This is a genomic window from Bradyrhizobium centrolobii (assembly GCF_001641635.1).
Lineage (GTDB): Bacteria > Pseudomonadota > Alphaproteobacteria > Rhizobiales > Xanthobacteraceae > Bradyrhizobium > Bradyrhizobium centrolobii.
In genome coordinates, this window is sequence record NZ_LUUB01000045.1 from 126,413 (window position 1) to 138,405 (window position 11,993).

An 11,993-nucleotide genomic window follows, 5' to 3' on the forward strand; every position below is an offset into this window, starting at 1 on the left:
GTTACGACGCCCTTGCCTTGGGGTCGAAAGGGGCGACGTTCGACGTCAGCTCCCCTTCCCCGTCAAGACCGAACAGCTCGGCGATGCGCTGCAGACGCTTGGCGCGTTCGCCGGTGATGTCCGCGCTCGCCGACAGGACCTCGCGCATCGCGGCGAAGGCCGCGCGCCGCTGGTTCATATCGTCCGGCAGCAGTTTGGGGATGGCCGCCAGGGCCCCCTCGCGGTCCAGCAGCAGCATGAAGAACTGCTCGCGGACCAGCATCTTGAATTCCGACAGCGTCAGCCGGGCGCCGGCGTGGTCCCGCCGAACCTGTCGCAACGCTTCGATGCTTCGCTCGTCGACCATGCCGCGCGCGGACCCGACATAGAGCAGCGCGCGGAGCGCCGCCTCGCGAAGCCCGCCCTCACCGATCCCTGACTTCAGCTCGGCGATCCGCTTCTCCAGCATGGCGCGGTGCTCCACCGACATCTCGCGGCGGCGCGACGGCGCTGAATTCGGGTCGATGCCGACGGCGGCCTGGAGCAACGGCGAGCCGTAGACGTTGAGGAAGATCGTCTCGCTCAGAGCTTCCTGCGCGTCGCGCCAGCTGTCGAGCGCATGGACGATTTGCTTCGACATCTGCTCCTGGAACGCCAGGAATGGATTGTCCTGCGAGACCGGCTTGCGGTTGTCCTCGACATGATCGGCGACCGACTTGACGGCCGACATCCAGGGATTTCGGCTGCTAAAGGCCTCATATTGCAGCCGCAGCGGATGCATGTTGCGCGCCCATTGCGCCATTTGCGGCGTCACCATGCCCTTGACCCAGGGCCGCACGAACTTCTGATAGGCCGTGAGATTGAGCTCGGAGACGCGCTTGGCAGCCGCAAAGCGTCGCTCGTCCTCGGGCGAGTTGCCGCCCATCGCACGGATATCGTCCAGTGTCCGGGCCTCGCAGCGCATCACCCATTGGCCGGCCACGAGATCAGCATTGAGCGTCTCGGTGCCGCGGGCTTCGAATGTGGCCTCATAGAGCCCCGGCGGCAGCACATCGATCAGGTCAATATTGCTCGAGAACTCCGCATGCTCCTTCTTCGCCACGCCGCCGGATACGAAGATGCCGAGATGGCCGATGCTTTCGTGGACGGTGTAGACGATGGTCTGGCCATAGGCCCTGATCTCATCGACGTCGGCATAGCAATCGAGGATCCAGTCCAATGCCTGCTGCGGTGGGGTGACGTTGTCGCCCTTGGAACAGAACACCACGATCGGCGAGCGGATGTTGCGCAGGTCGACCTTCTGGCCGTCGGACATCTCAATGCGGCCGGCGGCGAGATTATTGCCGATGAACAGCTCGTCGACGATGAACTGTATCTCCTCGGCGTTGAGATTGACGTGCCCGCCCCACCAGCGCTCGAAATCGAGATAGCGCTCGGCCTCGGTATCGACCTTGGAATAGACGCTGTACTGCTTGGTCCAGAGCGTGTTGGACGGGTTCTGGTTCTCGAAGTTCTGCACCAGCCAGGCGCCGTCGAACTTGCCGGCGCCGAGATCGCTCGTGAGCGCCGTCAGCCAGCTTCCGCCCAGCAGCCCGCCCGAATAGCGCATCGGATATTTGCCGTGCACGCCGGCCCAGTAAGCAAGCGGCGCGCCGGCAATGATCAGCGGGCCGAACAGCTCGGGCCGCAACGACGCCAAAATCATGACGGCCCAGCCGGCCTGGCAGTTGCCGATGACGCAGGGCTTGCCGTCGGCATCGGGATGACGGCTGATGACCGTCTCGATGAACTTCGCTTCCGCGCGCGCAATGCGCTCGATGGTCTGGTCCGGCATCGGTTCGGGCAGGAAGCCGATGAAATAGCAGGGATGTCCCGCCTTCATCGCGACGCCGATCTCGCTGTCCGCCTTGAACCCGCCGATGCCCGGACCATGGCCGGCGCGGGGATCGACCACGACGAACGGCCGCCGGCTCATGTCGATCTCGACGCCCCTGGGCGGGATGATCCGCACCAACGCGTAATTGACCGGCTCGTCCAGCTCGCGGCCATCCATGATCAATTCGGCAGCATATTGAAGGACGTGCGGCGCCGTTTGCGCGACGTGCTCGCGATACTGGTCGCCGCGCTGGCGCATGATGTCCAGGAACAGGACACTGCGCTGTCCCGCATCGACCATGTATTCCACGGCGGAGGCGACCAGGCCCGACATCGGGCCGTCAGGCAGTTTCAGGTTTTCCATCGGCATGTTCGACCTCGTCGTCGCGCGCACCACGCATTCAAGGAGGCCTGCGATCGCCGACGTTGACATAGGTCAACGGTCGGCCGTGACGTGTGACGTCGAGGCGCGATCGATCCTGATCCAGGCCGCCGCGAGTTCCCAGGCAAGCGAGAGGATGATTGGCCCGATAAAGAGACCGATGATCCCATGCGCGAGCGTTCCACCGATCACGCCGATCAGTATGACCAACGTCGGTGTGGTCAGGCCGCGTCCCATGACGAGCGGTTTCAGGATATTGTCGAGGAGGCCGACGACAACGAGATATAGCGTCAGGAGCAAGGCCGCGGTCACGTCCTTGTCCATCCAGATCCAGATGACCACGGGCAGAAGAACGAGGAACGCGCCCACCTGCACGATCGACAGCAACAGGACGATGACCGCGAGCAGGCCCGCACTCGAAATGCCGGCGAGCTTGAAACCGATCCCGGCCAATAGGGCCTGCACGATCGCGACGCCGATCACACCTTGCGACACCGCGCGAATGGTCGCGCCGGCGAGCTCCAGGAAATGCTCGCTCTGCTCCGGCACGATGCGGAACAGGAATCCGCGGATCGCGCCGACGAGTTGCGGCCCGTACGGGAACAGGAAGCCGGCGACGAACACCGACATCAGGAACTGGACCATGCCGATGCCGGTATCGCCCGCGAATGACAGCATTATCCCGGCGAGCGGCTTCAGATACGGCGCCACCTCGCGCAGCACCGCGCGGATGTTGGTGTAGGCCTGATTCCAGAGATCGTAGAGCTGCGGGCCGATCAACGGCCAGCTCCTGATCTGCTCGGGCGCCGCCTGAAGCGCGAGATCGCCTCTGCCGATCTGGTCCGCGAGGTCCTTGATCCCTTCTACCGCGCTCAGGCCCAGCCACGCGGCAGGGCCGATGACGATGCCGAGCGTGATCAGGGTCAGAATCACTGCGGCGGTCCGGGGACGGCCGCCGAGGCGTTTGGCGAGCCAGCCGAACGCCGGATAGAAGGCCACCGCGAGCACCGCGCTCCAGGCCAGGATCGGCACGAAGGGCTTGATGATGAGGAAAGTCCACAGGATCAGCAGCCCCAGCAATCCGAGCCGGATCACGAGCTGGATGACGTCGTCGGTCGACAGGAGCTGGCGAAGTGTCTTCAAGGCTTGAGGCCCGAGTCTCGAGGAGCGGCGCTCTCCCTTAGAGTAGCGGCCCGTCTCGCGTGGCAGGCTTGATCCAGATCAAGCAGCTCGCTCCGGCGTTCGGCTTGATCGGCCGATGCGGGCGCCGATCATCGCCCCGCCGCAGGAGTTCCAGCGAGACCACCGCATGCCGAATGTCGCAAGCTACACGCGCCGGGAGGAGTTGCGCGACAGCACGCCCATCGAGATCCGCGCGCTCCGACCGGAGGACGAGGCCGGCATGCTGGCCGCGCTGGGACAGACCAGCGCGCAATCGATCCAGCGTCGCTTCTTCGCGATGAAGCGTCATTTCTCCGACAAGGAGCGCGCCTACTTCTTGGAGATCGACTTCAGCAGTCAAGTGGCGCTGGTCGCGTGCGCCGAGGATGCGGGGCGGAGCATCATCGTCGGCGGCGGCCGCTACGTCGTCACCGAGCCCGGCCGGGCCGAGATGGCTTTCGTCGTGATCGACGCCTGGCAGGGGCGCGGCATCGGCGCGATACTGGCACGTCACCTCATCGCGCTCGCGCGCGAGGCCGGGCTGGATGAGCTGACGGCGGAGGTGCTGCCCGAGAACGCGGCGATGCGCCGCGTCTTCGACAAGCTTGGCTTCAGGCCCACCGCGAAGCAAGACCCGCAGACAATTCATCTGGTGTTGAAGCTCACCTGATGGGTGAAGACCCGGCGGTAAGATCCTCGGCCCAATAGCCGACGCGAAAAAGCCCCAGTGCTTGGAGGAACACTGGGGCGTTTCGTTTTAGAAATATGAAAAATATGAATATGAACTGGTCAAACAATGACAGGTTGATAGCAGCGAATTCGGCGAACACTTGTGAACTGGTTCACACTTGGCGTGGCAAACAAACGACCCCACCCGGGTCAACTGAGGTCGCCAACCTTTTGGGGAAGGTTTTCTCACGACCCGGGGGCTTGCGAGCTTGGTGACGGGCCGGGAGCCCGGATTCGACGCCTGCCTCCGGACTCGTTCCTAAGCCGGCGGACCTCTCGCAATCCGCCGGACGGGGTTACCGCTTGCCAATTTGAGCGTTCAGACGCCGCGCGCTAGCATGAGCCATTCTACGGAGGCTCATTTGAAACAAGTCATTATCGTCACGACCATTGCGCTGTTTGCTGCGGCTCCCGCACGGTCACAGACGCTGGTCGATCCCAACAAGGTTGCCCCCGAATATCGCAAGGCCGCCGAAAAGCGTCGGGCCGAGCAGCTACGGCAACGCGAATGCGCCTTGAAGGCGGATTTGGAGAAGGTGCTTCCCAGAGATCGCACTGCCTATCTCAATCATTGCCTCGACGCGTTGGCCGCCAGGCAATAGCGGCTGGTCATTCAGTTTTGATGATCCGAGCCCCGCCCGTCGCAGGGGCTGACAAGGCTTGGCGGCGGAACCGCGGGCACCGCTTGCATGCGCGCACACTCGATGCTGCGCCGCAGGACGTTCGCGATCAATCCACGAAGCCATTTTTGAACTTTCTTCAGACATTTGGGATCACGTGGCAATCCATTTCCCTTAGTCATTGTTGTCCGCCCATGAGTTTCGTCCAAATTCAGTGCAGGCGCTGCAAGATCGTATTTCGCGATCGCGCCGGACGTGTGCAGGATGGCTATTCGCGGCAATGTCCCAGTTGCGAAGTGGTCCTGTTCTTCGCCGAGGATTCGCCAAACCCTCAGATCAAGCTCGCGATGAGGAGAGTGCGCAAGGCCGCAAGGAGCTTCGCGAAGCCGAAGCGGCAAAGGCCTTCGGGTCGGAATCGCGCGCGGTCTTCTCGCGGTCGTTCGTTGGGCGGGACGCACTCGGCGGAGAGTGAGGACTAGCTCACCTCCGGCGCGGCTGCTTCCTCGGAAACAGCCGGTCTCGGATGTAGCGCGAGGTCGGCGTCAGGCGGATGCCGCGTGGCTTTTGCCAGGCGGCACGGTCGATCTCCTTCTTGTCGCCGATCGCCAGCCTCCCTTTGGCGTTCTTGGCGATGAAGATCGCATCGCTCATCTTGCGGCCGCTGCGCTTGTTCCTCGCCCTCACTTCCTTCCAGAGGCTGATCCGGCCGAGCCTGAGCTTCGGCAGCTCCTCCTTGATCTCGCGGCGCAGGCAATCCTTCTCGGACTCTCTCGCGCGCTTGCGGCCGCCCGGGAACATCCACCGGCCGTCCGATCGACGTCTAACCAACAGAACCTTGCCGCGCTTCGCGGCAACCAGCTTTGAAGCCTTTGCCATTGCTGCCGTAAATCAATACCAGAATCGCCCCAATCGTAACTTGTCTACTTGAATAGACAAGTTCGGCGGTTGCCGCGTGGACAGTCGCTGCCGCTTCGGGCGGCCAGGGTGAAATTACGTTTCGCCCTTCGCCTTCGCCTCCGCCTGGTCGGTCCTGATCCAGGCCGCGGCCAGCTCCCATGCCACCGACAGGATGATCGGCCCGATGAAGAGGCCGACGATGCCGTGGGCGAGCGTGCCGCCGATCACGCCGACGAAGATCACGATCGTCGGCGTGTTGAGCCCGCGCCCCATCACCAGCGGCTTCAACATGGTGTCGATGAAGCCGACGAGGACGAGGAAGACGGTGAGCAGCAGCGCCGTGGTGATGTCCTTGGCGGTCCAGATCCAGATGATGACGGGCAGCAGCACGAGGAATGCGCCGATCTGCACGATCGAGAGCAGGAGCACGATGAAGGCGAGCAGGCCGGCGCTCGGCACGCTCGCGAGCTTGAAGCCGACGCCGGCGAGCAGCGCCTGCACGATCGCGACGCCGATCACGCCCTGCGCCACCGCCCGGATGGTCGCGCCCGCGAGTTCCAGAAAATGCTCGCTCTGCTCGGGCACGATGCGAAACAGGAAGCCGCGCCCGGCCTCGACCAGCCGCGGGCCGTGCGGAAACAGGAAGCCGGCCACGAACACTGAGACCAGGAACTGGAGCGTCCCGACGCTGGCATCGCCGGCCAGCGAAAGAAGCGGCCCCGCCAACGGCTGGAGATAGGGCGCCACCTCGCGCAGCACCGCGCGGATGTTGCTGTAGGCCTGCTCCCAGAGCTCGTAGAGCGTCGGGCCGATGATCGGCCAGGATTTGATCTGCTCCGGCGCCGATTGAAGCGCGAGGTCGCCGGTGCCGAGCTGGCGCGCGAGCTCCTTCACCCCCTCCACCGCGCTCAGGCCGAGCCAGGTCGCAGGGCCGATGACGATGCCGAGCGTAATCAAAGTGAGGATGGCCGCTGCGGTCCTTGGACGGCCGCCGAGCAGCTTGGCGAGCGAGCTGAACGCCGGATAGAACGCGACCGCGAGCACGGCGCTCCAGGCCAGAATCGGCACGAACGGCCGGATGATCAGGAACGTCCAGATGACCAGCAGCGCGAGCAGGCCGAGCCGGATCACGAGCTGGATGATGTCCTCTCCGGTGAGGAGCTGACGAAGACTTTTCACGGGCACGGCCTTCCTTGCGGCATCAACGCGGGTCTCCATCGCTTGCGCGGCCCCGCGTTATTGCCAGCAACGGATCGGGCGTCAAGACGACCTTGGCCCACCCCGTCCCATAGCAGGACACAGGAGCACCGGAAAATAGGAACGCAGCCGCCAATTGCGCATTTCGAGACGATGGCGCGCCGACCGCAAGAACCTGACGAACACGCCGGGATTCACCGCGGTGTCCACTATTCGCTGAAGCGAAATGGCGCCCCGGGCTATTGGCGCTACGTCTATATAATCGGCTCCAAGGTCCGCGCCGGCCGCGTGCAAGGCCGGCTGCCGCTGCTCGCCATCAGGCGCGTGACGATGCAGATCGATCGGGACATGCGGGGCGGCCGCACCGGCGAATAGCCGACTTTGCCGCTGCCTGCTCCGTCCTCGAGGCGCGAGCCCCTAGAAGTGATCTATTCACGCCGACCGTTCCGGTCTTGATGTTCAGATTCACGTTGGCGGGCGAAGCCACCAGATTGCCTGTCGTCACAGGCTGCTCGGTGGTGGTGCATGTCGGCGTTCCCAGTGACAGCTTTTTCCCCATGCCTTCACCCCCAGATCACGCACCTCTCGACCGAGGTAACGGAGTGAAATCTAGCTGTCGGATCAAGGGCGCGCTTGGACCGACCGGCGTCCTTATTCCGTGGCAATGGCGGTCCGGAACCCGGTTTGCCTAACACCTATTAACCGGATTTCCGCCGACCGGTTTACGCCGATGCAAGCGCCCGCTCCTACTCTTCGCGCTGAGGTCCCCAAGAATACTTTCTGTGCAATGGCCAACAGCATCTGGACGATCGAAGAATTCACCTGCGCGGGTTGCGGCATGAACTACACCGCGACCAGGGAGGAGCACACCGAGCCGCACTCCGGCAGCTTCAAATGCAGCATCTGCAGCGGAGTGGTGCACAGCTGGTCCGGCCCTCACCACTTCTTCGGCTGGGCAGCCGTCAAGACCAGACCGCCTGTGTTCGGCCGACGCTGGGCCGGCGTGCAGTGGTAGGCTGCGGCACACACGGCTTCAGTCGCACAGAGCGCTGGACAATCCGGCACCCCGACTTCACTGGACAGCGTCCGGCGGCGTTGCAAATGACCTGTCCGGTGGCTTGCGGCTTCGCCGGCGCCTGCTCCGCCTTCTTGCGCTTCGCATCCCGCGCACCCGCGTCGTCGCGGGCCGGCTTCTTCTCCTGCACCTTCTCGCATTGGGCGCGGCTTCGGTTTGTGGCCTCTTCAGGGCAGTGGACGACCTGGCGAACGTTCGCCCTGGGCCATGGACGAGGCCGAAGACACAGATGCCCCCCTCGCTCCCCATTTCTGTCAACTTTGGTCACCATGTGAGTGCTGGATATTTTTCAACACAGCTTGGCTCGGAGAGTCATGCGATCAATTGTTCAACCGAAGCCGTTTGAAGGACGCGGATGAAAAGCACGACGCTCTTTGCCCTTGGCTTCCTGTCTGCTGGCGTTTGCCTGCTGGGCAGCGCGAGAGCCCAGACGTCAGTCGCTCCGCCGCTTTCGCTTGCTCCGCCGTCGACTGAACAGGGTGCGGCACCTGCGGGCACCACCAACAGCCCCTGGCCGCCAATGACGGCGCCCAAAGCGTCGCCGCCACGCGCGACTGCCAAAAATTCCAAGCCCCCGGCAAAGCCGAATGGAGAGCCGTCATCGGCGACGAACGACACCCTCCCGCCGGCGGCGTCCGACAAGCTTTCGTCTCCACCGGTGATCGGCAGGCCTCAGCCATCGCCGAATCCGGCTGTCGACTACGATGGCTTTAGCGTGGGCACCGTCGACGACAGTGACATGTCAGGCCAGGCCGAGCGACCCACGAGGTCACGCGCAGCAAAAGGCTCCAGACCCAATCTGGAGACAGATGGCGTCGCGGGGCAGCAATCGGTCGATCAAGAAGATGAGGCGTTGAAACGCAAGCTTACGATCTGCCGCGGCTGCAAGTAGGAGATTGCGGCTGTTGACCATAGCAGACGTCTTAGGACAAGGCGGGACTCGCCTGTTCTGGCTGGGGCCTATTGCCGGATAAAGGCTTTGGCATGTGGTGGTCGCGGAGCAACGTAAAAGCGCGCGTCACAGGCGAGGCACGTCAAGTGCTCCGCAATATCAAGCCGTAGTCCAGGCGACATTTTTTTCGACTGGCAATTCGGGCATTCCCTCTTATTCAACGCGTCAAGAGTAATCGCCTCGGTCATATCGAACTCATGAAAATCCGCTAAATCAGACACCGTAAGAGCGCATAATTTGTTTCGCCATCACGATAGCAGCATCAGTATAGCAGCCGTTTGACCAGTATTGATCGCAAATGGCCAAAAAGAGCAACGCCAAAAGCGCAATCAGAATTCCCTTGCACATAGCAGACGTCTCCAGTGAAGAGACTGCCAACCGAGCAGGTACGAATTGAGATAGACTACGAAATTCCTGAAGTCGCTGCTGCGACCATCTGCAATGGTTACAGGCTGGCAAGAAGCCGTAACTATTCTGTTAACTCGCTCTCGCTCAGGGCGATGATTTACTCGGCCCCTGGAATGAGTGCCCGGCGACCGCCTTGCGGGGTTGGCTACCTCATGCGCCACGACAGGAGAAAGATCCCTCAGCTACCAACTTTTCTAAATTGGACTAAGCTGAACGCGCCGATACCGGTCGTCCGGACGAAAGCGAACCCGGCCAGGACGGCCAGCCTGCGATACTCGGCTTCCGTCCGCTCGCACCCGCCAGGCCCCCGCAGCATGTTGAGGTCGCTCATGGCGCAGGAGCGGTCCTGGTTCTCGGTCGTGGCAAGCTCGGGCATGATCCGCTCGATCACGATCAACGTTCCGCCTGACGGCAGTGCATCCCTGCAGTTGCGAAGAATGACCTCGCAACGATCGTCTTTCCAATTGTGGAGGATGCTTTTCATCAGGATTGTGTCGGCGCCGCCCGGAACCGCTTCGAAAAAATTGCCGGCGGCGAACCGGCAGCGATCGACGATGGCAAGCCGATCAAAATGCGCATGCGCCTCTGCTTCGCAGCGTGCAAGGTCGAAGGCGACGCCCTCAAGGTGCGGGTTGTCGTGCAGCACGCCGCCGATCAACTCGCCGGTGCCGCCGCCGACATCCATCACGACGCGCGCGGCCGCGAAGTCATGGGCCGCAACGATCTTTGGAACGATGGACCGCGTGAGGCTGACCATCGCCGCGTTGAACCGGTGGGTCCATTCCGGCTCATTGCTTGTCGCGGCATAGCGGTCGCCGCCATCGCCGCGCAGCTGTGCCGCGGTTTTGCCGGTGCGGACCGAATCGACCAGTCCGCTCCAGGATTGCGCGAGCATCTCGCCCTCAAAGAGAACCCAGTCCTTGAAGGATGGGTCGGCGGTCTCGTCGAGCTGCCGGCCGAGATCGGTCATGGCAAACCGGTCCCGGGCGGCCTGCCTGCAGAGGCCAAGTGTGGTCAGGCCAACGAGCAGTCTGCGCAGCGCACTTTCGTCGGCGGACACCAGGCTCGCGAGCTCGGCCACTGATTTCGCCTCATCGCCGATGGCCTCGGCGAGATTGAGCTTCGCCGCCGCATAGATCACCGCGGTGATGCGATGCGATTGCACGAGGTCATGCACGGATGCTGGCCGGCTCATGTGTTGCCCCCTGTTAATGCCGGGTTCAATCGGTCGGGACGAACCCCGTAGCCTCTACGATCGCCTTCCACCGGTCGGATTCGGATGCGATCAGCCGGGCGAAGTCTCCCATGGCGATCGCATCGGGCTCGACGGCCAGCTTTGCCATGCCGGCCCTGACCTCGTCGGTGCGCAAGGCCGCCTGGATCGCGGCATTGAGCTTGTCGACGATCGACGCCGGCGTCTTCGCCGGAACGAAGAACGCAAACCATGTGAGGTCCTCGAGCGACGGATATCCGGCTTCCTGCACCGTCGGTACCGCCTGAACGAACGTGCTGCGGCGCGGCCCGGTGGTCGCCAGCGCACGAAGATCTCCAGATTGGATCAGTCCGAGCGAGGTGCCGATCGGCATAGCGGCCGCCGCAATCACGCCCTTGACCACATCCTGAATCGCGCCATTGCCCTGATAGGGCACGTGAAGAAAATCGAAACCCGCGCTGCGGCCCAGCATCGTACCGAGAAAATGCAGCGTGGTTCCGGCGCCCGTCGTGCCATAGGTGGCGAGCTTCGGATTGGCGCGGCACCAGACGACAAAATCTGCCAGTGTCGTCACCTCAGAGGGCACCTTCGGACCGACCGTCAGAAATGCGGGGGCCGAGGCAACCGTCGACACCGGCGTGAAATCGCGCGGCTGGTATCTCAACGTCTTGTAGACGTGCGGAAACAACGTCATGAAGCCAAGCGGCGCGAACAGTATGACCGATCCGTCAGCATCGGCGTTCTTCACCGCCTCCACCGCGATGCGACCGGCTGCGCCCGGGCGGTTCTCGACCACGATGGTTTCCGCATAGTCGCTCATCTGGCCGGCCACGAGCCGCGCCAGGGCGTCCTGCAGCCCCGGCGAGAAGCCCGTCAGGATATGCACGGTTCTTGCGAGCGGCTGCGCGAGCGCCCGCGGCGCGCGATATGCGGCAGAGATCGCGATACCGGCCGACGCGGTCAACACATCACGACGCGTGATCATCACCTGTCTCCCTGACCTGGTTTAATGCGTCCACGCGGGCTCTACCTTTGGATGTATCATGTCAAGAAAGGAGCGGACAGGCTTGGTCGCCGGCTTACTTTTTCCTTACCGGCAGCTTATTCTTGCGCGCAAGCAACGGAACGCCCGGCGATGGACCGCGGCTGCGGGGAAGTGGCTTGCGCTATTTCTTTGACAATTTTTCACTCGATACCGACCGACGCGAGCTTTGTCGCGGGCCGGAGGTCATCGCGATCGCCCCGCAGGTGTTCGACCTGCTCGGCTATCTGATCGGCAACCGCGAGCGCGTTGTCAGCAAGGACGACCTGATCTGCGCGATCTGGCAAGGCCGCGTCGTCTCCGACGTCGCTCTGACCACGCGCCTCAATGCGGTGCGGAAGGCGATCGGCGATTCCGGAGACGAGCAGCGCTTCATCAAGACTTTTCCACGCAAGGGCGTCCGCTTCGTCGCCACCGTACGCGAGGCACCCGACCAAACGACAGCGACCGTCATCGGCTCGCC

General features: G+C 63.1%; 12 protein-coding genes. 6 read left to right on the forward strand and 6 right to left on the reverse strand.

What is annotated here, in order from left to right; genetic code table 11:
* Window position 1: 1 nt before the first annotated feature.
* Both AYJ54_RS12725 and AYJ54_RS12730 read right to left on the reverse strand, forming a co-directional pair.
* Window positions 2–2,224, reverse strand: a complete 2,223-nt coding sequence (locus AYJ54_RS12725) for a DUF3141 domain-containing protein (protein WP_063699277.1) — start codon at window positions 2,222–2,224, stop codon at window positions 2–4.
* Between the two features lie 66 nt (window positions 2,225–2,290).
* Window positions 2,291–3,379: an AI-2E family transporter gene (locus AYJ54_RS12730; RefSeq protein WP_063699243.1), complete on the reverse strand. Its 1,089-nt coding sequence runs from the start codon at window positions 3,377–3,379 to the stop codon at window positions 2,291–2,293.
* A 166-nt stretch (window positions 3,380–3,545) separates the two neighbouring features.
* Between AYJ54_RS12730 and AYJ54_RS12735 the strand changes: the two genes are divergently transcribed.
* On the forward strand, window positions 3,546–4,067 hold the full coding sequence (locus AYJ54_RS12735) for a GNAT family N-acetyltransferase (protein WP_063699278.1): 522 nt from the start codon (window positions 3,546–3,548) through the stop codon (window positions 4,065–4,067).
* Between the two features lie 397 nt (window positions 4,068–4,464).
* The gene (locus AYJ54_RS12740; protein WP_430641426.1) at window positions 4,465–4,728 is read left to right on the forward strand and encodes a hypothetical protein; all 264 of its coding nucleotides are present in this window, start codon (window positions 4,465–4,467) and stop codon (window positions 4,726–4,728) included.
* 498 nt (window positions 4,729–5,226) lie between these two features.
* Here AYJ54_RS12740 and AYJ54_RS12750 read toward each other — a convergent pair whose 3' ends face one another.
* Complete coding sequence (locus AYJ54_RS12750) at window positions 5,227–5,622, reverse strand: NUDIX hydrolase (protein WP_063699245.1); 396 nt, start codon at window positions 5,620–5,622, stop codon at window positions 5,227–5,229.
* Between the two features lie 114 nt (window positions 5,623–5,736).
* On the reverse strand, window positions 5,737–6,822 hold the full coding sequence (locus tag AYJ54_RS12755) for an AI-2E family transporter (RefSeq protein ID WP_245329001.1): 1,086 nt from the start codon (window positions 6,820–6,822) through the stop codon (window positions 5,737–5,739).
* A 171-nt stretch (window positions 6,823–6,993) separates the two neighbouring features.
* Between AYJ54_RS12755 and AYJ54_RS12760 the strand changes: the two genes are divergently transcribed.
* The 3 genes from AYJ54_RS12760 (at window position 6,994) to AYJ54_RS49270 (ending at window position 8,807) form a co-directional block, all read left to right on the forward strand.
* Window positions 6,994–7,215: a hypothetical protein gene (locus tag AYJ54_RS12760; protein ID WP_063699246.1), complete on the forward strand. Its 222-nt coding sequence runs from the start codon at window positions 6,994–6,996 to the stop codon at window positions 7,213–7,215.
* A 412-nt stretch (window positions 7,216–7,627) separates the two neighbouring features.
* Window positions 7,628–7,855 (forward strand): hypothetical protein, encoded by a 228-nt coding sequence (locus AYJ54_RS12765; RefSeq protein ID WP_063699247.1) that lies wholly within the window; start codon window positions 7,628–7,630, stop codon window positions 7,853–7,855.
* 415 nt (window positions 7,856–8,270) lie between these two features.
* Window positions 8,271–8,807: a hypothetical protein gene (locus AYJ54_RS49270; protein WP_136623652.1), complete on the forward strand. Its 537-nt coding sequence runs from the start codon at window positions 8,271–8,273 to the stop codon at window positions 8,805–8,807.
* 646 nt (window positions 8,808–9,453) lie between these two features.
* On the opposite strand, the gene AYJ54_RS12775 is transcribed toward AYJ54_RS49270, so the two are convergent.
* Window positions 9,454–10,470: a methyltransferase gene (locus AYJ54_RS12775; protein ID WP_063699249.1), complete on the reverse strand. Its 1,017-nt coding sequence runs from the start codon at window positions 10,468–10,470 to the stop codon at window positions 9,454–9,456.
* Between the two features lie 25 nt (window positions 10,471–10,495).
* Window positions 10,496–11,473, reverse strand: a complete 978-nt coding sequence (locus AYJ54_RS12780) for a Bug family tripartite tricarboxylate transporter substrate binding protein (protein WP_082905630.1) — start codon at window positions 11,471–11,473, stop codon at window positions 10,496–10,498.
* 176 nt (window positions 11,474–11,649) lie between these two features.
* On the opposite strand from AYJ54_RS12780, the gene AYJ54_RS52265 reads away from it, so the two are divergent.
* On the forward strand, window positions 11,650–11,993 hold a 344-nt coding region (locus AYJ54_RS52265; RefSeq protein WP_245329002.1), incomplete at its 3' end, for a winged helix-turn-helix domain-containing protein.